18 protein-coding genes, 1 tRNA gene and 1 pseudogene are annotated in these 23,629 nt (G+C 39.1%); 6 read left to right on the top strand and 14 right to left on the bottom strand.

The genetic code is table 11. The annotated features are described in order from the left end of the window. Window positions 1–135 precede the first annotated feature (135 nt). Window positions 136–456 carry a Fic/DOC family N-terminal domain-containing protein gene (locus SIO70_RS02265; protein WP_320579080.1) on the top strand — a complete coding sequence of 107 codons (321 nt, stop codon included), beginning with the start codon at window positions 136–138 and terminating at the stop codon, window positions 454–456. A 604-nt stretch (window positions 457–1,060) separates the two neighbouring features. On the opposite strand, the gene SIO70_RS02260 is transcribed toward SIO70_RS02265, so the two are convergent. The 11 genes from SIO70_RS02260 to SIO70_RS02210 all read right to left on the bottom strand — a co-directional run bounded on the left by SIO70_RS02260 (window position 1,061) and on the right by SIO70_RS02210 (window position 12,114). Then, a complete protein-coding gene (locus SIO70_RS02260) occupies window positions 1,061–1,321 on the bottom strand; it encodes a hypothetical protein (protein WP_320579078.1) in 261 nt (86 codons plus the stop codon). A gap of 19 nt (window positions 1,322–1,340) precedes the next feature. Next, window positions 1,341–1,709: an alkaline phosphatase family protein gene (locus SIO70_RS02255; RefSeq protein WP_320579077.1), complete on the bottom strand. Its 369-nt coding sequence runs from the start codon at window positions 1,707–1,709 to the stop codon at window positions 1,341–1,343. An 18-nt stretch (window positions 1,710–1,727) separates the two neighbouring features. Continuing rightward, the gene (locus tag SIO70_RS02250; RefSeq protein WP_320579075.1) at window positions 1,728–2,798 is read right to left on the bottom strand and encodes a TlpA disulfide reductase family protein; all 1,071 of its coding nucleotides are present in this window, start codon (window positions 2,796–2,798) and stop codon (window positions 1,728–1,730) included. Between the two features lie 61 nt (window positions 2,799–2,859). After that, window positions 2,860–3,171, bottom strand: a complete 312-nt coding sequence (locus SIO70_RS02245; RefSeq protein ID WP_320579072.1) for a hypothetical protein — start codon at window positions 3,169–3,171, stop codon at window positions 2,860–2,862. Between the two features lie 64 nt (window positions 3,172–3,235). Then, window positions 3,236–4,864, bottom strand: coding sequence for a vitamin K epoxide reductase family protein (locus SIO70_RS02240; protein WP_320579070.1), 1,629 nt, complete (start codon window positions 4,862–4,864; stop codon window positions 3,236–3,238). Window positions 4,865–4,921: 57 nt separating this feature from the next. Then, complete coding sequence (locus tag SIO70_RS02235) at window positions 4,922–5,179, bottom strand: hypothetical protein (RefSeq protein WP_320579068.1); 258 nt, start codon at window positions 5,177–5,179, stop codon at window positions 4,922–4,924. A 47-nt stretch (window positions 5,180–5,226) separates the two neighbouring features. After that, window positions 5,227–6,435 (bottom strand): HlyD family secretion protein, encoded by a 1,209-nt coding sequence (locus tag SIO70_RS02230; RefSeq protein ID WP_320579066.1) that lies wholly within the window; start codon window positions 6,433–6,435, stop codon window positions 5,227–5,229. 78 nt (window positions 6,436–6,513) lie between these two features. Continuing rightward, on the bottom strand, window positions 6,514–8,649 hold the full coding sequence (locus tag SIO70_RS02225) for a peptidase domain-containing ABC transporter (RefSeq protein WP_320579064.1): 2,136 nt from the start codon (window positions 8,647–8,649) through the stop codon (window positions 6,514–6,516). Window positions 8,650–10,295: 1,646 nt separating this feature from the next. Then, window positions 10,296–10,928 carry a hypothetical protein gene (locus SIO70_RS02220; RefSeq protein WP_320579062.1) on the bottom strand — a complete coding sequence of 211 codons (633 nt, stop codon included), beginning with the start codon at window positions 10,926–10,928 and terminating at the stop codon, window positions 10,296–10,298. Window positions 10,929–10,943: 15 nt separating this feature from the next. Next, entirely contained in the window at window positions 10,944–11,264 is a 321-nt protein-coding gene (locus SIO70_RS02215; protein ID WP_320579060.1) for a hypothetical protein, read from the bottom strand. A gap of 73 nt (window positions 11,265–11,337) precedes the next feature. Beyond that, window positions 11,338–12,114 carry a transposase gene (locus SIO70_RS02210; protein WP_320582082.1) on the bottom strand — a complete coding sequence of 259 codons (777 nt, stop codon included), beginning with the start codon at window positions 12,112–12,114 and terminating at the stop codon, window positions 11,338–11,340. A 448-nt stretch (window positions 12,115–12,562) separates the two neighbouring features. Between SIO70_RS02210 and SIO70_RS33325 the strand changes: the two are divergent. Continuing rightward, window positions 12,563–13,339 (top strand): annotated as a pseudogene (locus tag SIO70_RS33325) (recombinase family protein); the annotation flags it as partial. A gap of 796 nt (window positions 13,340–14,135) precedes the next feature. Here SIO70_RS33325 and SIO70_RS02205 read toward each other — a convergent pair. Both SIO70_RS02205 and SIO70_RS02200 read right to left on the bottom strand, forming a co-directional pair. Next, window positions 14,136–14,209, bottom strand: a tRNA-Asp gene (locus tag SIO70_RS02205). A 538-nt stretch (window positions 14,210–14,747) separates the two neighbouring features. Further along, on the bottom strand, window positions 14,748–15,767 hold the full coding sequence (locus SIO70_RS02200) for a threonine aldolase family protein (RefSeq protein ID WP_320579058.1): 1,020 nt from the start codon (window positions 15,765–15,767) through the stop codon (window positions 14,748–14,750). A 288-nt stretch (window positions 15,768–16,055) separates the two neighbouring features. Here SIO70_RS02200 and SIO70_RS02195 point away from each other — a divergent pair, with 288 nt between their 5' ends. Then, entirely contained in the window at window positions 16,056–16,823 is a 768-nt protein-coding gene (locus SIO70_RS02195) for a VOC family protein (RefSeq protein WP_320579056.1), read from the top strand. A gap of 148 nt (window positions 16,824–16,971) precedes the next feature. Here the strand turns inward: SIO70_RS02195 and SIO70_RS02190 are convergent, their stop codons facing one another. Then, complete coding sequence (locus SIO70_RS02190; protein ID WP_320579054.1) at window positions 16,972–18,231, bottom strand: SGNH/GDSL hydrolase family protein; 1,260 nt, start codon at window positions 18,229–18,231, stop codon at window positions 16,972–16,974. Between the two features lie 1,331 nt (window positions 18,232–19,562). Here SIO70_RS02190 and SIO70_RS02185 point away from each other — a divergent pair. From SIO70_RS02185 to SIO70_RS02175, 3 genes are all read left to right on the top strand, one after another. After that, window positions 19,563–19,985 (top strand): virulence RhuM family protein, encoded by a 423-nt coding sequence (locus SIO70_RS02185; protein ID WP_320579052.1) that lies wholly within the window; start codon window positions 19,563–19,565, stop codon window positions 19,983–19,985. Window positions 19,986–20,235: 250 nt separating this feature from the next. Continuing rightward, window positions 20,236–22,611: a hypothetical protein gene (locus SIO70_RS02180; protein WP_320579050.1), complete on the top strand. Its 2,376-nt coding sequence runs from the start codon at window positions 20,236–20,238 to the stop codon at window positions 22,609–22,611. A 9-nt stretch (window positions 22,612–22,620) separates the two neighbouring features. Continuing rightward, window positions 22,621–23,592: a hypothetical protein gene (locus SIO70_RS02175; RefSeq protein WP_320579048.1), complete on the top strand. Its 972-nt coding sequence runs from the start codon at window positions 22,621–22,623 to the stop codon at window positions 23,590–23,592. Window positions 23,593–23,629 lie beyond the last annotated feature (37 nt).

Here is a 23,629-nt window from a genome sequence, read left to right as displayed (position 1 = left end):
CCTTTCATATTTTCTCTAGAATTTAAAACGAAGGTAATTTTTACCCCTGCTTGATAAACGAGGGCGAAAAATCAGGATATTTGCCCTCGTTTTCGTATTAAGGGCAATTTTTTCTCCAAGTTTATAAATAGAAAAATGTCATTTAATCACGCCATTCCATATTATGATCTGCCGTTATTACCACCGGAAAAAGTTATAGAGGATATCGCTATCCTTAAAAAGACTATATTAGCTGGCCGAGCCTTATCTGAACTCGAAGGAGCAATTACTAACGTCCCTAACCCTGCAATATTTATCGATACTATCAATTTACAGGAAGCTCAGGGCAGTTCCGCAATTGAGAATATTATTACAACACAGGACGAATTATTCAGAGCATCACTTAATGAGTATGCAAACACTTCTTCAGCTACTATGCAAATAATATATTATAAAATGCATATAGTATGGCATTAAGCAAATTCAAAGGAAGCCAGTTTAACAATTAAAGAAGATCTTCCGAATTGTCGGGAATGGTTTGGGAAATGAGCTCTTTTATCTTTTTGTCGAAGTCGGTTCTGGTGTGAATGGATTTTATGGATGTTAAATTGCTACCTTTGGGGCCAGTGGCTATAAAATAGCCTATTTGATGGTAGCAGTTCTTGTCGAGGTACCAGTAGAAGAGGGAGTGTGTGTCGGTATGTTTTTCTATTTCAATCCATTTTTCCCACGGGGTTTCGGCGGTTCCTTTGGTGTCAAAGAAACGAATAAAGGTATACAGGGGGATCCTTTTCCTTGTCTTTATTTCCTGTTTTTATATTAAAGAGGTATTCTATTTTATTGCTATAATTTTTTGCGGGTTCCCATATTTGTATGAATTGGGTTTTTCGTTTTATTTGATCGTATTCGGCTAGCCCATTAAAAGCATCCGTGATTACGAATTTGGCCTTTATCAGTTCGGTACTGGTTAAAGGAATTTTGCCGCGGTTTAGGCGTTTGAAGAGATCTTCACTTTTTCGTTCTCGTCTTTTATTTCATACCAGATTGGCTGGACGCTCCATTCAGGAATTTTGCTTGAGTCTTATAAAGAAGGAAGGAGTATCCTTCTGATATCATTCATCACGTCGTCGGATACGCCTCGTTTCAGGTCAAAGAACCAGTCCTTTATACATTTATAAGCCTCGCTCAAATAATACAGGTCTGGTTTGGAGTGGTCCTCTCCATTGCTTTCCAGATACTTTTGGGGCTCCAATCTTGTTGCGTAGTAAATGGAATATAGGTTTGACTGGTAGCCTCTAACTACTAGGTCAACTTTTCCATACCGTTCCAATATGTACCGCATCCCAAAGCGTTGGCACCTTTTATGAATCGTAATGAAAATACAAGACACCGGTAGCCCCTTTGGATTCAAAGGGAGTGTTGTAATAGATGCCATGTTTTGACGGGGTCACACCTGTAATCAGGGAAGTGCGGTTGGGATAGGTGACAGTTGGGAATACACTGTTTACACCATCTGCATAAGTACAACTATCTCTCATCATGCGCAGATTCACCATACCCCAGGAAGCATCCTGATAAAAGTCGGGTCTGAAACCATCTATTGTAATCAGAATAAAATGCCCTGTTTGCTGGGCAAAGTTGTCATCACTAACAGGAATAGTGCGGGGATTAGTAATAGCCTTTTCATACTTATATAACTTCAGAATGAAAGGCATACCTACCGCCGGCACCTCAGGGGGAATTTATAATTAGTTAACATTGACCAGCGCGGTCTTGAGCTCCTGCCATGTTAGCGGCGCATAATAACCTATGATCTTTTTATCAGCTCCTATCAATACATAAGTAGGTATAGTGGATACAAAGTACCTGCCGGATAACTGTTGGGGATTGTCTTCAAGTATATTCACCCAGCTGATATTATCTTCCTGAGTGGCTTTTATCCAGTCAGCTTTATTCTTGTCCAGTGATATGCTGATAAATTCAACCTTATTCTTATACTGCTCATATAGCTGATGTAGCTGTGGAGCCAGCTGGCGGCAGGGAATACACCAGGATGCCCAGAAGTCCAGCAATATGGCCTTTTTACCTGTCAGGGTATCTATGGCAGGGAATACGGGTGCTATCATTCCTGGTGAAACTGCTTTCTCTTTGTCAACTGTAACCTTTATCTTTTTGCCTACTTCACTCTGCTGAATGGCCAGTGGCATTCTTTGATAAAGGCTGTCGTATGAGGTAAAACGAATGGTATGAAAACTTATACTTTTTTGCAACAGATCTGCAGCAACATATGAATCCGGATGATGCACGATGAACACCGAATCCTTTTCATGAATAATATGGTTAAGCCGGTTGGTAGCCTGAATATATGTTAATTTTAAATTCTTATCAGTGGTGGCTTCGATAGCAGCTGAGAGCAGGTTGATACTATCCCGTTCTGACTGTTGGGATTTTATAAGCGATACCCGGTCCTTGTCGGTCGCAGCACCTTTCAGAGTGAAATGCTCAAACTTATCGGCTTCCACAGTGATATCCATTTTTGTAGGGTCTATATAGAATTCATTCCGGTCGTGAATACTCTTCAGCTTTTCCGGTCTGAATTTATTCAGAGAAGCGATTACTGGTCCGGCAATTTCCCCCTGAAAATGAAAATGGCCATTTTTAATCTTAGCACTGTCCAGTTGATATCGTTCTGTGCTTTTATAATAGAGAAATATAACGCCGCTATCTTTCCCTTCAATAATACCATTTAATTCAAATGACTGACCCTTTGCTATCAGGACTGGTAACAACAATTTTAATATCAGAATATATTTAATCATAACTATTAAATTAAAAAAAAAGCCTGATAATAAAAATTATCAGGCAAGTTGAATGGTTAATTTAAGCAAAGCATTCGTAGAAATAACCTCCAGTTGCAAGACAAGTAACTGCTGTACAAGTACCGGGCATTCCTCCGCCTGTTGTACATTTACCGCTTGGTTCACTACATAGATTATCACAATTTGCATCACAATACCCAGTCGTATCTCCACAGAAGCCATAGGCACTGCAGCAAAGGTTGTTAGGGCATACGGCACCGCCTGCTGCCGGACCACATTCTGCACCGCCATAAATACTTTTTAACTCATCACGGGTCAATACTCTGTCTGCTTCCAGATTCAGGAACTGAAATTTTTCACTTAATGATTTCATAATTCTTTTTTTAACAGATCAAACAATTGCTCATTATCAGGCCAGAGCTACAGCCTTTTCCTAGCTAGCTTAGGAAATATTTTAAATCGCTTATGCTATAAGTATCTGGGAACTGACGTCCATTCAGGAAGAATGTAGGCGTAAAGGCGATATTGGTTTCACGGCACCACTCGCCCATTCGTACTACCATTGCATCCTGCTGTTGTACGGCTTCATGCTTAGGGAACCTTGCGGCAAATACATTATAATCTTTGACAGGTGCGTTATACCAGGCATCCAAGGCCTGCCTGGTCAATTTCTCATCGCCCAACTGATGAATAGCCATCAAATGTTTTACAGGCACATTATTCATATCATTGATATCCCCTTTCATGGTAAAAATGATTTGCACCTGTACTTCAGGATTTCCATCCAGGAGTTCATCGATATGGACATGTGATTTAGCACAAGGGCCACAATATGGGTTACAAACTTTGGTTATTTTAATGCTACCATTAGGATTACCTAAACTGATACCAAGGCCTGTCGTATCGCTTTCGATGACCCTTTGCTTCTGCAGCAGGCTTTGAAACAACTGGGGATTGCGCTTCATACGCAGCACTTCCAATTCATGGCTCCGGCTATCTTTTGCCGCAATAAAGATGGGTTTAATGATAAACCAGATCAATGCAGGCAGTACAAATGCGGCTAGCAGCGTCATTGCCCCTGCTATACTCCAGAAAGGCAGAGCTAGCTGATGACCGAACAGATTCACAATAAATTCTGCAACCAGTATACCCTGCACTGTCAGACACAAAGAACACCATTGACGGGCTATTCTCCATTGATAGTAAACAGAAAATAAAGTATAGGGCAATGCCAGCACATTCAGCCAGGCCAATGCTGTAAGGATATTATTATCCATACCCGTTACCAGAAGTGAAATAAAACCGCCAATAAAGTAAAAGAATCCAATTTCACTCCAGCTAAACCTGCCTATTACCTTTGCCGCATTGGAATTCAGAATAGCCTGACAATTGATTTTCTTACCTGCTTTACAAACTTTTTGTAAACCGGCATTGGACTTATCCACTTCATACCATAACAGTAAACTACCTATATAGCTGCCAAAAAACTTTAAAGTCATTGCGGCAACAACCGGCCATGCCATCCATGAATAAGTGGCTATATTTAAAATGACAGGGACCAACCATAGGCCCAGCACAACAATGAGTGTTGATAAAAAGGTAAGCTTCTTCTGGTCGGCTCTTTTCTTTTGCTTTACATATTCCTGTTCACCGGATTGTGCATCCTGTTCTGCAAGCATGACAAAACCTTTCCATCTTTCAAGGAAAATAGTTTCATCCATCCATTGCCATTTTTTAGATACAGCATCATTGATCAGCACTTTACCATTACTCCATTCTTTCACAACTGTGAAAAATGAAGATTGCTCATGCTGCAACTTCACTACGTATGGTAAAGGCAAAACCCTTAACTGATCGACCGAAGCCCTTATAGTAACATTATCTACTTTCCAGCGGAACAATGCATCACTAATACTTAACAACGACGGGTAATCTGCATGTTCTTCAAGACTTCGGTTAATGGTACTATCGGTGACTTTGACCTTCTTTAATAATAATAATTGTTGTACGGTCTCTGCACTATTGTGACTGATCTCCGGGCTAAACAATGCGGATAGGAATAACATTGGCTTATGCTTTTAATTAGATATTCATTATTAAAAGCAAAATTCGAAGTTGACAGTCTAATATATCTGGACTATTACCCCTCCTCCATTATAATTTTTCATTTCATCTTTGGGAATTCGCTTTTGGAACAGTTCATTTACAATCTGTCCATCCTCTTCGTAGTAATAGGTTTTACGTTTCTTATCATATTTAACCGGGAATCCCAGCTCCCGCATTTCATGGATATAACTGTTCAGTAAACTACGGCTTATACATAACCGGCTGCAAAATTGCTCCTGTGTACCTGTAGCTTTTCTTCTGATAAATGAATCCATGACTCTAAGCTTTTGTATGTATTTCAGGAAAGACATAATACCTCCATTTACTTTTTGTAACCGCTATTCATTGCAGCCATCAGTTTGTTAATAATACGCTCTTTACCGGTAACGATTTCAGCATCTGCCTGCAACTCATTTGAGAAGGCCAGGTGAAATCCCCGGTCCGACACCAATCCGTCTGTTAAAAACACCTTCACCATATAATTCATATCCTTATCCGGCATTCTTGAGATATAGGTAACTTTACCGGAAAGCCGTCCGTATTCCTGGGAAGGATAACTGGGTAGCGCCAGTCTTACTGGTTGATTTAACTGTAACTTTCCAAAGTTGGATTGAGGCACCTTTACCTGAGCAAAACAATTCTGGTCAAGCGATTCAATATAAAACAAGGCTTTACCGGCATCTACTTCCTGACCTTCCTGTATCATTTCCTGAAATACTACTCGTCCCCCGGCAGTTGCACTCAGTATATATTGCTGTTTCCATTGCCCTATAGCAAACCACAGGTTATTAAGCGCCTGATTAAAGCTAAGGCTGTACTGGTTATACCGGTCGTCCAGGTCCATCCGTTCCTGCTCTTTAGATATCATCGTGATTCTGTTATTCAGGATATTTGATTCTACATTTTCCAACGGTACTTTTTTCGCCAGTAGCTTGCTTTCCTGTGCTGTAAACTCTGATTTAGCAATGACCCGCTCCTTATATAAATATTGCTGTGCTTTGAAATCACTGTCAGACAGCTGGTAGTCATTTTCGTAAATGCTCTTTTGCTTCAACAGATTGTGCTTCAGAGAATCATTGTAAAGAATACTTCTGAGCAACATATTCTTCTTCACAACATAGTTACCATTGAATATAAAATTCCTGGCCTGTACATAGTTCAAATAAAAAGATTGAAAGGCCGTTTGTAATTCGCCGATATTTTTATAATCAGATGGTAATACATTGATTTTACTCCACTCTTCATTTTGGGCAGCTTCATACCATTGCTTTACGTGAGACGATAATTTTTCCACTTCTTCATATTCTGCTAAGGATTTCATGATGGCCAGCGTTTGTTCCGGATTGACCGTATCACCTTCCTGTACCAATAAACGGGCTATTTGTCCACCCAGTTTTGGGCTCACTGTCTTAGGTGCGTTCATAGCATATATGGTTCCTTTGCCAGCCACAATTTCCGGATACCAGACTACCCAGCTCACTCCCCCTATTAAGAGCAGAATAGCAATAAATATGAAAATGCCGTATTTCATTAGAAACGGGGGGATTTGCCCTACTATTTCATTCATTTCGTCTGAATATAAATTTGCATCCTGATTTTTCATAACGTGTTAATTACCAAGTTCTAATTGATTTTTCACCAATTCATAATATTCCTGTCTGAGCTCCAACAGCGATTCATGGGTGCCCGATTCTTTAATCTGGCCATCCCGCAGTACCACTATGTTATCCGCTTTTTTCACCGTGCTCAGTCTATGCGCTACAATCACGACAGTACGTCCTTCGAAGAAGGACTCCAGATTATTCATAATAACCAGCTCATTGTTAGCATCCAGCGAGTTCGTAGCTTCATCGAACAGGATATAATCGGGGTCTTTATATACAGCTCTGGCAATTAGAATTCTTTGCTTCTGTCCCTGGCTAACACCATTACCCTGGCTACCAATTTTTGTATTCATGCCCATGGGCAGAGAGTCAATAAAGGTCTGTAAGTTGGCTACTTTGATAGCATGCAATAATCTGTCGTAGTCAGGCGTTTCATCTGCCACAGCAATATTGGCGGCGATTGTATCAGAAAAGATGTAACCTTCCTGCATGACAATACCGCATTTTCCCCGCCACACACCAGTATTGTACTGACTAAGCCGGGATCCCCCTACCCTGATTTCACCTTCTTCGAGGTTATAAAATCTTAGCAGTAGTTTTAACAGCGTCGTTTTACCGCTACCACTAGTACCTACAATGGCAGTCGTTTTCCCCTCAGGGATTTGTAACTGAATATTCTTCAATACATAATTATCATTTGAACCAGGGTACATATAACTAACATTGTTCAGCTCAATGCGCTTACTGGCTGGCAATCCTTCGAGCAACACCTTCTCAGGAGCATTTTCATCCTCCATTTTATGCACCTCATTAATCCGCTCCATACTGATTTTAGCATCCTGCAATGCCTGTATGAACTGAATAATTTGTTGTATAGGGCTATTCAGCTGTCCGATGATATATTGAATGGCCATCATGCCACCCAATGATATATTTCCATTAATCACTTCCCTGGCAGCAATAAATGAAACCAGAATATTCTTGGCCTGATTGATCAGCATCGCACCTGCTGACTGAAACTGATTAATAAATAAATTGCGAATGCTCAGTTTAAATATCCTGGCCTGAATAATCTCCCATTTCCACCGTTTTTGCTTTTCGGCATTATTGAGCTTGATTTCCTGCATTCCCTGAATCATCTCGATCGTAAGGCTCTGGTTGCCCGCATTTAAACTAAACTGCCTGAAATCCATTCTCTTCCTTACCGGCATAAATAGTAGTATCCAAAACAGATATAAGATGCTACCACCAAGAAATATGAAAAACAGTTGAGTACTATAAGAAACAGCAAGAAAAGTGAATACGACAAAGTTGACGATGCCAAAAGCAGTAGTTAACAAGGTATTCGTGAAAAAGGATTGAATGCGATTATGATCACCCAATCGTTGCATGGTATCACCTGTCATTTTGGAATCAAAATATGACATAGGTAACTTCATCAATTTCATAAAAAACTCTGTGAGCAGAGAAATATTCACTCTTGTACCCACATGTAATAGTATATAGCTACGGATAAAATCCACGACGGTACTTCCCAGAAAAATCATGAGCTGCCCCACCAATACAATCGTGACGAAGTTCAGGTCATTACCTGCAATGCCAACATCCACTAATGACTGGGTAAGAAACGGCAGGATTAACTGTAATACCATTCCTACCAGCATACCCAGTCCAAGTTGGGCTATTAGGGTTTTGAGCCTGCCAAAATGTGCCAGTACATTTTTCAGATCGATTCCCACTTTGTGTTCTGGCTGATCCTCTTCGGCATCGTTAAAATTTGCTGCCGGATCTAATAGTAAAACTACGCCGGAGCGGATCGTTTCTTCTTTAATGCTTAACCACTTTTCTTTGAATTCATTCGCTGTAAGTTTTAGTTTTCCTCTGGCTGGATCAGCAATTAAAACCTGCGTTGCCGAGACTTTATAGACGACAACATAGTGTACCTGATCCCAAAGAACAATGCAAGGCAAAATGGCCTTCTTTACAAATGTACCAAAATCAATTTTGACAGCTAGGGTTTTGAATCCGATGCTCTCGGCACCCTCACTGATTCCAAGTAAGGATGTACCATAGCGATGCTGTTGGCACTTTTTCTTTAAATATTGCGCGCCGTAAGATTTACCATAAAATTTAGCAATCATACGTAGGCACGTGGGTCCACAATCCATCAAGTCATGTTGACGGTAATAAGGATACTTCATTATTCAGCTTAAAATGTTGGTCTGGGTTAAATAAAATATATCATATTTATTCTTTCTGGCTGGCAGATACTTTAACGTTGGTTATCATCTCTAAAGTAATAATTGTTTTTTACAAACAATGCATTAAAATGGTAAAAGGAAGTTAATACTTTTAATGATAAAAAAAGGGCACACGCTATCAGTACAAAATATTTGTACGATAATTTACTAACGATAAGGGAAATACTATTTACCTATACAGAAAATGACAGTATAAGTTTTATGCGCAATAATTGTGTTGTTTGGGTATTAGTATAATGCTTTTACGAATAGTTCGTAATAAATATATTATTATCCACCTCATACTAATTATTTATCAATACATATAATCAATTATCAAAAAAATAAGAACTTGGTTTTCTTATCTATTCTTAACAAATCAGTTAACAATTTGCGCCAAATCTACCTTTGGTTAAAATTATTGACAATGAACCATTTTACAATTAAACAAATTTTGGTCGAAAGAGCTAAACCCAAGAAGCCCATACGGTATTATCAAATGTTTGAAATGTTGGGGTGTTAGATGAATTCCATAAACAGGAAACGGTTGAGTAAATGCTTAATAACTATCAGCAGGGAAGAATATTGGGCAGGGCGCCCATTAATCAATACTCTCCTTGTAGTAGGAGGAAATTCAATTTTTGGTGAAGGCTTTTTAAATTATACAACCAACTTACCAACGATAATATTAACGATTCCAAACAGAATGAGTTGATTTACAATATGATTAAAATTCAATCATTTCACTTTTATGAGGCAGCTAAAAGGAACTATTTCAATGACTGTGTAAGTTTCAATTGAGGCTTTAAAAAAGTTTACTAGATTCTTACTCTATCACCGAAGATAGTCAAAAACTGGTTCAGGATCATCGCCCAGTTTCTTATGGGTAACGTCCTTTTTTGGGATACTTCCCTTAATTGCATACGAATTCTGAAGTCTGATTCATTATCTTTAATTCATAACCTCTGCAAATTCAGTTCGAACCGAATTATGTAATTAATTATCAATTATCTATAATGAGATATTGAAACTCGCTCACTAATTCTTTAAATTTACAAACCTTCAAGTCATTGAACTTGAAGGTTTGTAAATTTTTGCGGGCTACCAGGGACAACTTTCGAACTTATTTAAAGAGGATTTATCTAAGATTTATTCGTTTGTTAGTGAAATTCCTTGCCGTACATCCAGTTAGCCAAGATATGTAGTCAAACAGTTCTAGGTCTTTTAATATTTGTTAGTGAGATTCTTTATTGTATATTCTGTTGACCAAGATCAAGATATGGAGTCAAACAGTTCTACGTTTTGTAAAATTCTAAAGAACTATAAGGGCGAAAATTACTCTCGTTTATTTCTTGAGGGAAAAAAAGCTGGTTATTCGCCCTTATGCTGAGTGTATGTTCAATTTTAATATGTTGCGAAATCCTTCCGGATTTTTATGGGTTATAAATATGCTATCATTATAGCATTTCAATTATAATTTTGAAATCAGTAGAATAAAAATCATAATATAACTCATTTATTGGTTTAAATTTATCCACCATGCCCATCTATGGGAGCTGTTTTAAATAATTACCGTCCAACTTAAACCTTCGCTCGTTCATAACTAAATAATTCCCAATGGGAACATCCGTCAATACAGTAATTGCTATTTTTTTTTCATTAAACTTAATGGGAATCCATCCTGATGACATACCATTCTCAAAAACAATTTTAACGCTATCTATCTTGTCATATCCACTGTTACACATTCCAATCATTGGGAGACATTTTATAGTGTCATTATTAACTACTACAAAAACATTTGTCAGGAGTTCATGCTTAACATTTTCCACAACAGCAATATCACAACTATCAACGAATTTTCTATTATCTAGATTACTTATTTCAACAGGAATATTATTCATTTGAAATGTGCTTTCCAATATTAACAGACCTTCTGACAATTTCCACGTACCCTCACTTACTTGATGAGTCCCAATAGTATTTGCACTATAAGCAAAAGTATTATCTTTTTTTAATATTAAGCTTACAAAGCTATAACTATCTTTGGATGAATAGGTGAACTTAAGGGAAATACCTTTCATCCTATCATTTTTAGTAATGCGTTCCTTTTTTAATGTTTGACAATTGCCACATAGTGAAAAGAAAATAATACTAACAACTATAAAAAATACTTTCATATTAACTTGATTTAGTCAAATTCGAATAAATAATAATTTCTTCATTTTTCTATAATCTGGTGGCTGTTTTGCAAGAATATCATCTATGATATTTCGTATTGATCGTAATGTTAATTTGAGAACAGATCTTATCAATAAGATGATATCTTGTGTTGTTACCCAAACCTTTTCTTCATAGCAAAAGAGTTTTTGAGTGTTCAGGAACAGTTGCGCCAACATCACCATAGCCATGTGCTTATGCCAGCTTTGAGCGCTCCGGGTCTGATACTCATTTAGTCCTAACTCTTTTTTACCTTCTCTAAATGATTTTTCAATAAAGAATCGCTTGCACTGCATATAAGCCAACTCTTTTATTGATGCCCCAGGTTTATAGCACTGGCTATATTTAATGGTACCATCAACATCTTTTCTAATTAATAATTGAAGCTCCTGACGCTTCTCTGTTAACGGATTGAATATATAAATCTCTCTGCAATGGAACCAGGCAAACAGTTTTTTTGCTTTGATGACGTATTTTCATCCACGTCCAATCCTTCTTTTTCAATCCAGACATGTATTTACGGATTGATATAGATTCTCTGTTTGGTCGTGCGTAAACATTTTTAGGTCCTCTTTTTCCTGGTACGCTGACTGGAACTCTCATTTGGAATGCCTCCAGCCAGATCCCATGGCTATCTGGTACATCGGCAACGAATGGTAAACCTATCTTTATCAAATAACACAATAGATTTGCATCTCGGCCATAAAATGCATCAAAGCAGACCCATTTTACCTTCACCTTTAATTTTAGCACTACATGATCAATGATTTCCTTAGCAAGGTCAATTTTAGTGGCTTCTGATCCTAAAGACAATCTGGCTTGAACAAGATTAACAAGGCTACCTCCGCATAAAGCTCCAAACACACCAACCTGACAGTTGTCTGTTTTTCCAATCTGGCCGCAGTACTGCCTTTTCACCCCTGCAGAGAGCTTCCCCTTTTTAGGATTGCCGCTTTCATCAACTATAAAACAAGTATCGTCTTCCAGTCCACACTGTTGTAAAAGATGCCAGAAGTCTAAAGTTATCTTATCCATCAGCTTCGAATAACACCACTTGCCAACGGTTATAAAATGGTGTAAGCATTGCTGACTAGTATTCTGAAGTTCCTGAGCCATCACCTGGCAATTACGTCGTCGACTAACCATTAAGCCCTTCAAATAAGAAGATGCATTTGCTGTTCCGTCTTTTGTCTTGCTTTTAAAGTAAAATGTGAAGCTGAGAAGAAATTGTAACAACCGACTCTCTACGAGTCGGAAATTGCTTATTTTCGACTCATATTTTTGTTTATTAATTAAGCCCGTTCGGTTTCTACTGTTTGGGCTTTTCTTTTGGGATGATGCAAAGGTATGCAAAACCCGCTTCCGTGCAAAGTTTCGACTATAATATGTAAAGAACTATAATTTGACTAAACAGAGTTATGTGCAACACTGAGTTAACTGAACCATCAAAGAATACTGAAAGCCTTAATATATCAGACCCTGAACTTTTAATAACACTTAAAATATTAGCGAGGATCCTACTATCTGTTAACCACTCAGAACCCATTGAGACACCAGTTGTAGATCTTAATCCAACACCTGAAAAATTAGCCGCATGAGTATTATTAACGCTTTTAAACAATTTGGAAACTATTCCAAAAAACAACCTGTTAAAGTGGCCGCACAGGCTGCTGTGGTATATACCAGGGTATCCAGCAAGGAACAGGCAGACCATAATTTAAGCCTGGATGTTCAGCGTAAATCAATCGAAGAATCTGCTCGTAAGAACAACCTGGGTATAATTGGTTACTTTGGAGGCACTTATGAAAGCGCGAAAACCGATGGCCGTAAAGAGTTTAATCGGATGTTGGACTTTATTAAAACCCGCAAGGGGAAAGTGAGTCATATATTAGTTTATACACTTGATCGTTTCTCCCGAACAGGAGGTGCTGCTATTAAATTAGCCGAGGAATTAAGGGAAAATTATGGTGTTACCATATTTGCGGTAACTCAGCCCACAGATACATCTAATCCTAGCGGTGTATTGCATCAGAATATCACCTTTTTGTTTAGTCAGTACGATAATCAACTGCGTAAGCAAAAGGCAGTTGCCGGGATGATAGAAAAGTTTGACAAAGGTATTTGGGTTACTAAGCCACCACAGGGATATGATATAGTGAAGATTAACGACCAGCGTAAAATTGTTGTAAACGAGGTAGGTAAAAAGATAAAGAAAGCATTTATCTGGAAGGCTGAGGGTATGAAGAATGAGGAAATTATTTCAAGGCTGAAGGCTATGGGAGTAAAAATGTATAAGCAGCAGTTGACTAAGATATTTAAACGTCCTTTCTATTGCGGTATGATTAATCACGGTTTATTGGAAGGGAAAATAATCGAAGGTGACCATGAGAAGATGATAAGCCCTGAAATCTTTTTAAAGGTGAATAACATTCATCAGGGTTCGGGAGGATACGGAGTGCCACACAAAAAGGAACAAGATGCTGTACCCCTTAAAATTTTCATTAAATGTGATACCTGCAACCAGCCATTTACAGGGTATATAGTCAAAGCAAAATCCCTGTGGTATTACAAGTGCCGAAAGGATGGCTGTAAATGCAATAAAAGCGCCAAAAGGATGCATGAACTATTTGAGCAGTTATTAAGTCAATTCTGTTTTGATGATAATCAGATAGATTCCCTTAGAAAGGTACTTATTGAGGAGTATTATGAAATGAACAGGGAAAACATAGAACAACAGAAAATATTAACCGCCCAATTAAAGGAGGTTGATAACAAGATCGACGGCTTGGAGGAAAGTAGGTATGTATTAAAAGAAATAGGGCAGGAGACGTTCGATAAGTTTTACGCCCGGTATAGTAAGGAGCGGAATCTTATTTCCACCAAACTGGAAAAATGCACCGGCAGTATTTCGAACCCTGAAGAAGTAATAAATCAAGCCATATCTCTTTCTTCCAAACTGGCTAGGGTATGGCATTCCAGCGATACTGGAGCCAAAGAAAAACTCCAAACCCTCGTATTCCCCAACGGAATCATCTACGACCGCCAAAATGAGGCATTTCGAACCCCAAAAGTCAACTACATTTTCTCACGGATTGCCCACCTATCGGGCAATCCACCCTCAAATGAAAAAGGGACCGATCATCTTTTCGATAATCAGTCCCCTTCTGCGGACCAGACGGGACTCGAACCCGCGACCTCCGCCGTGACAGGGCGGCATTCTAACCAACTGAACTACTGATCCGTTTTTGTCCGTTCGGGACGCGAATGTACATAAATCATTTGAATTACCAAATTTCCTTACCGTTATTATCATGGATTTTTTTCCGGGCATACAAATTCCTCCCCTTCTGCAACCCTACATTTCACGTATATGGTATGTCGGAGGAACCGCTGAAAACGCCTTCCCCATCTTCGCTGATGGCCGAACCGGCATCATTTTCCAACAATCCGGAATGATCCTGGGAGGAGAAGAAAAGTACTGGCCCATACTTTTGTATTCGGCCAGACCCTGGACCTAATTATTTTACACACGCACCCCAATTGCCTGGTCTTAGGCCTGATCTTTCACCCACATATACGCCCTTCTGTATTCCCCCTGCATACCAAAGAGCTGACAGATGAAATGATAGTGGATCATGTAAATGCGATAGGAAATATATCCCGGGAGATTACACTTTATCTTAAAAGTTACAAGTGTTCGAATCCATTTAAAGATTGATCTATAGCAGTAGTTTGTAATTTTCTGTTGGCAAGGTCTAATTAATTATTCTTCGGTCACGTTATTTACAAGCCCTCAAATCCTCCAAAAAGGCCTCCACAACCGCTCCCTGCGTACTCCAACTAGTCACCAACCGAATGGCCGCCTGCTCTTCATCTATCCGTTGCCATACATAAAACGCATATTTTTCCTGTAATTTATGAATCACCCTCACCGGCAGTATAGGAAATATCTGATTCGTCTTTGATTCAATCAAAAAATCATACCCTGCCTTCCTGATACCTTCCGATAACCTCCCCGCCATTTCATTCATATAAGCTCCTATCGACAAATAAGTATCATCCTTAAAAAGCTCCCTGAACTGAATGCCCAACAACCTTCCTTTCGCCAGCAATGCGCCCCTCATTTTTAAATTATAAGCAAAGTATTCCTGCAAAGATGGATTGTTTATAACAATCGCCTCCCCAATCAACGCTCCATTCTTCGTGCCTCCAATATAGAATGCATCGGTATACTGTCCCAGATCTTGATAACTGATATCCCCTGCCATCATCCCCGAAGCCAAACGGGCTCCATCCAGGTAAAGCAGCAAACCTTTACGCTGACAATACTCCCAAAGCGCGATCAGTTCTGCCCTGAGATAATGTGTACCCAACTCTGTAGAATTCGAAATATACACCAGCCGTGGAAGTGGCATATGCACCGCCTCCACTTTATCAATAAAAGAAGCAACAAGCGCCGGTGTCAGTTTTCCATCATTAGCAAGTACCGTTTCTATCTTATGTCCGGTTGCTTCAATAGCACCTGTTTCATGATGAAAGATATGTCCGGTGGTAGCCGCAATCACAGATTCATAAGGCCGCAATACGGAAGAGATAAAAGTAAGATTGGCTTGTGTACCGCCAGATACCAGGTATACCGCGGTATGAGGGTTACTAATTTTCCCTTTAATGAGATCAATGGCCTGTTGCGAATAATCATCCTCTCCATAACCTCCCTGTTGAATATCATTGGTAGCTGCTAATGCCTGTAAAATAGCAGGAAGCGCTCCCTCGCTATAGTCGTTTTTGAAACTTATCATTTAGCAAAAATACAACGCGAAGAGATGTTGGAAGATGAGAATTTTTAACCTTCTGCCTGATAGCCCAAAGATTAGGTTGTAAAAAATAAAAAGAACTGATAACCAGTGCGCTTCAATCCTAACGTTCTATCCAGGTGCTGGCTGGAGGGGGACATCTTTCGAACCGGGTTATGAATGATTTATCAAAAATTTATGTCTTTATTAGTGAAAATTTATCCATCTTTCCGGCCGGAAGCTATTTAAATTTCGGCGTCGCTTAATAGCCATTAAAAGCAAACTGCAATTACAATGAAAAAACATCTCTTGCTCGCCCTGCTCTCGCTATCACTTATACCTCTTCCAAAAGATATCATCATAGGCATCGACCATATCCCTGTGGTTGTTAACAATCTTGACAGCGCCACCAACTTCTATAAAAAATTAGGATTCTCTATCAAGCCCGGCAGGTTCCATCAAAACGGCATCCGCAATCAACACATCAAATTTCCTGATGGTACCGAAATCGAACTTATTACAGCATCACAACCCATGGATCCACTGACAACCGAATATTACAATTCCTTAAAAGAAGGAGAAGGCCCCGTTTATTTTGGACTCTTCGCCACTAATCCCGCGGCATTAAATAAACAAATTGACACAAACATTTTACACCCACTCTTTTTCGGCTCAAGAAATCACTCACCAACCGACAAACCCGAGCATTTCGCCCACAGCAATACTGCCTACTCCCTTAGAAGTATCTGGCTGGCCACAGATCACATTCCCACATACCTCCAGCTTTTTAAAAAGCTCGGAATAAAAGTCAAACAGAAAAAGATGTTCTCAGGAATAATCGCTCAAACAGCAGTCTTGAAAGAAGGCGAAGTTATTTTATTGCCAGCCTCATTACAGGTAATCCCGCATCACCAGGTAATAGGGGCCACTGTGCAGGTTAAAGATCTGAAAAAATTGAAAACGATCTTACAGCAGTCAGGTATCAAAGGCAGTGAGAGTACAAACAGTTTATTACTATCCCCTGCACTTACACATGGAATCTATCTTGAATTTAAACAATAGAAATGGGAAAGCACATTTGAATAAATGTGTTGTCTTTTTACAACTTCACAAAGAAAATAGGATTCACCTCCGGATCTGTTGCAGTCAAAACCATCTAAGCCATGACCACGCACTCATTCTGCGGAAAAAGAGGAATTCTACACGAACATTACTTAAACAAAGACAGGTTTATTCCATCGCCTATTAAACGGTAACCCAGTTCGTTAGGATGAAGAAAATCATTCGCCCCGGCTTGTACTTCATATTTTAGAACGTCCTTATCATTGGGATCTCTCATCAACTGATCAAAGTCGATGACTGCATCGAAATGGTTCGAGCTCCGGATCCATTCGTTGACCTTGTTGCGAGCGGAATTTTTGTAGCTCTCATAATAGAAGCTTTTTTTGAAAGGCATGATGGTAGCACCGTACACCTTTATTCCTTTGGCGTGCGCCAGATCTATGAATTGTTGATAAGCGGCAATGAGATTTTGTGCTATGTCATCAGCGGCCAAACTGTCTCGTGCTCCGCCAAGGTCGTTAATTCCTTCTGCCAGAATAAGCCATCTGACCCCTTTCTGCTCAAGGACATCATGTTCGAAACGTAGCAATCCGGTAGGTCCTAATCCTCCTTTAAGAATGGCATTACCACCGATCCCCATATTAATTACACCTACCTTGCTGGTAGCTGGATTTTTTAGCAAATTCTCTGATAATATATCGGGCCAGCGATTCTGTTTATTGGTCCCGGAACCGCGTCCATCAGCGATTGAATCACCGAAAACGACAACCGATCCCGTATTATTTTTGGCTGCTACTTCAATTCCTGCAATAATATACCAATGATCAATCCTGATCATATCCCTGTATGTTTCACCGGGTTTGGCAGCGTTGCTGGCAAACAGATAAGAGGTAGTCCGGGAGCCTCCATGCCCCGTAAGAATGGAAGGGACTTCGCCAAAAGAAATAGTGATAGCGATTCTGGCCCTCGGCTTTAGCCCAAACGATTTGGGGTCGCAATAAATTTCTGTACCTGGCTGCAAAATAACTTCCTGTTTCCCATTGAAGGTTAACAATGCAATGGTTGACATATCAATCGCGCTACTGTCTTTCGCAACCGCAATCTGTACCGATCTGATCTCGAGCGGACTATTCCCAAATTTATTGGAGAACTTCAGCCTTAGTTTATCAGCACCGATTGAGACGCAGACGATCTGTCTTAAGACATGGTTAGCCATTCCTGGTTTGGGGGGCATGTCCTTAGGATCTATTGCCAAAAGTGCTGTTCCCCAGGTACCTACCCATTTCGTTTTGTCATCTGTGTGATATTGGCTAACAGGAGGATTAGCTGATACAGAAATACAATACAGCAACAATAGTGTCGGCCATCCAAATTGCAGTATTCCGAGGGTATGATATCGTTTTGTCATGATAAATAATTAATATTTGATCGTTAACGTGGTCAGGTAGCAGAATTGTTTTGATTAATATGTATTCGCCAATTTTGATTTGAAAGATAGAAAGTGGTTAATTTAATCAACAAACAAGGGTTAATGCTACCAGCAGCCGGTCATTGTTTGTGCGATAGTTAACTTTTACATACGAAACAAGTTTCGTTTTGATGAAATTAATAAAATTAACTATACCGTCACTCCCCGTACCCTCTTTCCTTTTTAACTGCGTCATGAAAATGAAATTGGTTTATTTTAAACGGACCTTAAATAATCATTTTATATTTTCATTTCTAATAATAATTTGGTCACAAATGAGGTGAAGAAATGAACGGTGTCTAGCTAGCAATTATTTCCTAAAATTTATAGAGAATAATAAATCACATGGAGCGGGCAACTGGATGCGGCTATCTGAAAGCACGTCATGGAAAAGCTGGAGTGGGCTTGCATTCGAAAGTATATGTATTAAACATGATCAGCAGATTAAAAAGCAATAGGAATATCTGATGTTTATACAGAAGTACCTCCTTGGCGATATGCTGGTAAAATAAGGAAGATGGCGCACAAATAGATCTTCTATTTGATGGGAGGGATAATTGTATCAATCTGTGTGAAATTAAATTTTCCCTTTCCGAATTTATTATAGACAAAAAGTATGCTGCTGTATTAACGCAAAAAGAAGGGCTTTTCGGGAGAAAACCAAACCCGTAAAACACTGTTTCTTACACTTATAACTACCTATGGAGCCAAAAAGAATGATTATTATGTTAATGCTATACAGAAAGAAATAACAATGGGCTTGTTCAAAAATTAATTACTGCTGCTTAACTCAGAACTGGAAAGCTCAGCCCAGGATTATATAACACATTTTATTTCGACCGCTTATACAGTTGAAAACAAACATCCTGAAAATTCATCAAAATAGATTTAAAAAGCAAGACCCGCTCTATGAGCAGGTCTTGCTTTTTAGCGGGGCGAAGGGGGCAACTTTCGAACCTATTTATAGAGGATTTATCTAAAATTCACACTTTTATTAGAGATATTCATTAAGAAACTAATTATTGATAATTCCTTAATACATCTTTGTTTTTGAGTTGCGCTTTATTAAAAATTAAGTGTGCAAATACGAACCTGCCGAATCATACTCAAGCTGTCCTGAAAGGAGGGTTAAACATTTGATTTGTTAATCAGCCATCAATAAAATTACTTCATAAAGTGAATTAAAAGAAGATGATTTGTGGAGTTGTAAATCACTTTCTTATATTATCATATTTGCCAAAACATAATCTAATTATACGCTATCATTCTAAATGGAAAACGAAAATTCATTTCAATATAATGACATTATTTTCTACAGTACACCTGCAGGAGATATAAGAATAGAAGTAATATTTAATGATGAAACATTTTGGCTTACTCAAAAGCGGATGGCCGAATTATTTGCGGTAGAAGTGCCTGCCATTAGTAAGCATTTGAATAACATATATGAGTCAGGAGAGCTGGATAAGGGTTCAACTATTTCCATTTTGGAAACAGTTCAACAAGAAGGGGGAAGAAAGATAAAACGGAAATTGGAGTTTTACAATCTAGATGCAATAATAGCTGTCGGCTACAGGGTAAATTCAATGCAGGCTACTCAATTTAGAATTTGGGCTACCAGGAACCTGAGAGAATTTATCGTTAAGGGGTTTGTGTTAGATGATGAGCGTTTGAAACAAGGGAAGTTTCAATGAAAGTTTTTTTTGTTTTCACTACAATTGCTATAATACTGTTGCATGAAATTCATGTAGTACACAGGGAAAGTTTATTTTTTGTCTATATTGAACAATGTAAACGCAATATTTGTTAAGCTTGCAAACCCCGATTGTTATGTTGGGGAGCAAATCCGGACATCACCACAATGTAGCAAAGAGATTTTATTGATCGATTTTTTCTTGAACGTCCCTCATCGTGTTATATCTGTTGAATTAATCCCTTATTTATATGCGAAGAATATTGTTAGCATTTTATTTGTTTATATGTACCACAGCAAATGCCCAAAAATTTACTAAGGATTATTTGATTTCAGAGATGGGTAGTCTTCAACGATCAGTGCGTTCGGTTTCGATGCAGTCAGATACTATCTATCTGTCCGATAAGCAAAAGCAGGAGCTGATGTGCCGGCTAAATAGTAAATTGAACACAACGCTTATTAACCTGGATGATCCTAAGCGTATTGCATTTTATGATAAGTTGTGGGGCAGCGGATTTACAGCGCAATTAGAAGCAAATATTAAAAACCTGCAAAAGTCTTTGAATGATCCTACCTATAGACCATCTTTAAATAATGTGCCTGATCCGGCCATGGTAAGTGCGATGCTTACAATGCAGCTTGATGCAGTGACCAAGGGCAAGTCACGTCCTGGGGAACAGCAGATCAATCTTGAAATACGTGATCCCTATAAGGTTTTTTTACTAAAATATTATGAGCAGTCGAAAAATCATTGGGTCGGCGATCATGATATGAATATTGAATATATCCGAAAGTGGCGGGTATTGGAAAACAACTATAAGAATGCTGTTAAGAATTATGAAATCCTGAAAGAGCTAGCGGGTAAAGTAATGGATTGCGATGAAAGTGATAATCCGCTGGTAAAGCAATTGAACGCGGTGATAAAATTTGAATCCGGATTTGAAGAAGCGGATAAGCTGGCGATACATACGTTTTTAACAAAGAATAATTTCCTCAAAGATTGGTTATGGTATACCGGAGGCAAGCTGGCTGTTAACCCTTTGATAGTTACAAATACCTGGCTGTTATATCCCAATTCGGAACCCAACAGTCTGATCACCCCGGCAGATACAACATTATTTAGCTCAGTGACCATGGATGCAGAATTAAAGAAGTTTTTAGTTACAAGCAGGGTGGTGAATAAAGTTACCTTTCCCGTTACTGAAAAGGATGGCGAATTCAGGTTATACCAGTATGATGGGGCCAATGGATATAAAACCGATGTGAAGGCAAATAAGAAGGCCATAAGTGATGAGCAGGCGATTGCCGTATTGGTACATAATGTGCCAAAGTCAACTTCAATATCTATATCACTCGAAGAAGGGGATTTGAAAGATCGCGGTTTTGTAGCCGGCGAACTGGACGACGCATTGAACATCTTTTCAGGAGCGATCACCGATGTTGGAGGTAAATCGGATGCGATTTCAGCTATATTGGGATTGTTTAATCCAGCTCAACTGACTGCCCGTGCTCCTATTGTGAAGGTAAGTGGTGGAAAGAAAATGCAGGCCTCAGAAGCGTACGCTACATTCAGTCAATCAGGTAAAATGATGCAAGGCTACGATACCATACAGAATAGCCTGGCCCGTAGGATATTAGAAATACAAAGAGATGAAAACACGGAGGAGGTTGATGCAGTTGAAATAGAGACATATAAAATCCCACTTATTAAAGATCAGAATGTTGATAAAAGGACATTGATCATTGCCTCACTGACGCTTCCATATAATACTAATTGCAAAGGACAATGTAAATCCATACCTCCCGTACTGATCGATAGTTTCATTGCGAGAGATGAATGTGTCAGGTTGAAATATGAGAAGGAGTTAATAAACGAGGGTGCCAATAAATTGTTTGAAAGGTTTAATTGTTTTATGGACAAGGTGGAGCGGTGTAATAAAGTAATGTTAGCACTTACCGGGAACCTGGAAGAAAAGATGAACAGTTATTTACCTTATCTCGAAATCACCAACCGATCCATTCCCCCGCAACTTCTGACGTCTGAAACAGACGATAATGAGCTGTACCGTACAATCGTTTATTATCCGGATGTACCGGCTGCTCCCAAAAAACTTATCTATACACTTAAAGAAGAAAGGAAAGAAGGTGAGGAAGAAGTGAAAACAGATGTGGTAAAACAAAGTATTAAAGTTGGAGGCATACACTACATTGACGTCAGCGCCGGAGTCGCATTTACAACCAGTGCTTACACAGTAGGTAAACGCGGAGCCAATGATCTGCCTGAAAGAGATCCCGGAGAACAGTTTAAAGTAATAGCAGGGCTTAATTTTTATCCGTTTGGATTATTTAAACAGGACAATCGCATCCCGGGAACATTTAAGAACCGGATCTCTGCATTTGTAGGGATCAGTATCCCTAAGTCGCTGGATAATTATTATACAGGTGTCAGTTACGACTGGGTACCCGGTATAAGAACAATTGCAGGCGCACATTTTTTTAAAGAAACCCGGTTTAAGGTATTTAATAACCAGATCACAGATCAGGCCAGTGGCCTGAAAACCGCTGGATTATTCCTGTCAGTTAATATTGAACCGTCAACATTCGTTAAAGCCCTTGGTCTTTTTTAAACCCTTTATATGAAAACACAGTTATTTGCTATTCTAATTTTATTATTAACAGGTTGTCAGAAATTTAGGGATCTGAAGAAAGATTCTGATGCACGAGGTGAAGAACGCATCAGAGGTCGACTGTTTGCATATAACAATTTGACACAGAACAACAGTACCCGTCCCCTTGGTAGTAAGCATGTTACTATCGGTTATGCAGACCAAGCGGATACTATCAATTATATTTATGATGTGACCACTGATGCTGAAGGATATTTTGAATTCAAGACCCTTGCAGCTGGTGTGCGCTACCGTATCAGGTATACAGAAGAAATAGAAGGTGTATTATACACAGCAAGCGCTGTAATAATAGCACCACAGGCTGCATTGGCACTTGTGGCCGCTATAGATCGTGTTAATCAAAATGGCTTTCATATTGTAATTGCCGACTCTTTAGGAGGCACTTTCAAAGATATGGAGATCTGCGTGTTTAATAGTAGACTACTTTTTGAAAATAGCAATTGTGAACAAAGCTCCTTTAAGCTAAATACTGATAGTCTTGGAAGGATCTATGCATTTAACCTCCCTGTGATGAAATACTATTTTCGTGGGTCCGCAGTTATTAACAATGCGACCTATGAGATAGCCGACTCACTTACAATCTCCGATACTATCATGCTGGATACCTTTCTGTTGGCAAAGAAGCCTGTAAATGAGCAGAACGGTATTCATTACGTAATAATGGATAGTTTTGGCGGACGAATACCCGGTGGTGAGGCATGTGTTTTCACAAGTATTGAACTATATCGGCGTGATACCTGTGAGGGCAGCAATTTTCAGATTGAGATTGGCGCAGATGGCTCCGGAGAAAAACGGGATATACCCCAGGGTACTTACTATATTTTTATGGAAAGGATATTTGGTGAAGAGCGGTACCGGGCACGTGATACTGTTATAGTGGCGAGTAAGCTTGTAAAGGATACCTTGTGGCTAAGGAATTGATGTTGTTTTTTCAATAAAGAAAGTGTCGACTATGCCG

The organism is Chitinophaga sancti, assembly GCF_034087045.1.
Lineage (GTDB): Bacteria > Bacteroidota > Bacteroidia > Chitinophagales > Chitinophagaceae > Chitinophaga > Chitinophaga sancti_B.
Note: the sequence above shows the minus strand (reverse complement) of the source record. Positions and strands in the feature narration are given on the sequence as shown.

Bases quoted from the DNA above. Each gene is read 5' to 3' on its own strand.
- SIO70_RS02190 (WP_320579054.1), bottom strand. From the start codon at position 18,231: ATGACAAAACGATATCATACCCTCGGAATACTGCAATTTGGATGGCCG.
- SIO70_RS02195 (WP_320579056.1), top strand. From the start codon at position 16,056: ATGAAAAAACATCTCTTGCTCGCCCTGCTCTCGCTATCACTTATACCT.
- SIO70_RS02185 (WP_320579052.1), top strand. From the start codon at position 19,563: ATGGAAAACGAAAATTCATTTCAATATAATGACATTATTTTCTACAGT.
- SIO70_RS02180 (WP_320579050.1), top strand. From the start codon at position 20,236: ATGCGAAGAATATTGTTAGCATTTTATTTGTTTATATGTACCACAGCA.
- SIO70_RS02260 (WP_320579078.1), bottom strand. From the start codon at position 1,321: ATGCGGTACATATTGGAACGGTATGGAAAAGTTGACCTAGTAGTTAGA.
- SIO70_RS02200 (WP_320579058.1), bottom strand. From the start codon at position 15,767: ATGATAAGTTTCAAAAACGACTATAGCGAGGGAGCGCTTCCTGCTATT.
- SIO70_RS02175 (WP_320579048.1), top strand. From the start codon at position 22,621: ATGAAAACACAGTTATTTGCTATTCTAATTTTATTATTAACAGGTTGT.
- SIO70_RS02215 (WP_320579060.1), bottom strand. From the start codon at position 11,264: ATGCAGTGCAAGCGATTCTTTATTGAAAAATCATTTAGAGAAGGTAAA.
- SIO70_RS02225 (WP_320579064.1), bottom strand. From the start codon at position 8,649: ATGATTGCTAAATTTTATGGTAAATCTTACGGCGCGCAATATTTAAAG.
- SIO70_RS02230 (WP_320579066.1), bottom strand. From the start codon at position 6,435: ATGAAATACGGCATTTTCATATTTATTGCTATTCTGCTCTTAATAGGG.
- SIO70_RS02245 (WP_320579072.1), bottom strand. From the start codon at position 3,171: ATGAAATCATTAAGTGAAAAATTTCAGTTCCTGAATCTGGAAGCAGAC.
- SIO70_RS02250 (WP_320579075.1), bottom strand. From the start codon at position 2,798: ATGATTAAATATATTCTGATATTAAAATTGTTGTTACCAGTCCTGATA.
- SIO70_RS02235 (WP_320579068.1), bottom strand. From the start codon at position 5,179: ATGGATTCATTTATCAGAAGAAAAGCTACAGGTACACAGGAGCAATTT.
- SIO70_RS02265 (WP_320579080.1), top strand. From the start codon at position 136: ATGTCATTTAATCACGCCATTCCATATTATGATCTGCCGTTATTACCA.
- SIO70_RS02220 (WP_320579062.1), bottom strand. From the start codon at position 10,928: ATGAAAGTATTTTTTATAGTTGTTAGTATTATTTTCTTTTCACTATGT.
- SIO70_RS02210 (WP_320582082.1), bottom strand. From the start codon at position 12,114: ATGGTTAGTCGACGACGTAATTGCCAGGTGATGGCTCAGGAACTTCAG.
- SIO70_RS02240 (WP_320579070.1), bottom strand. From the start codon at position 4,864: ATGTTATTCCTATCCGCATTGTTTAGCCCGGAGATCAGTCACAATAGT.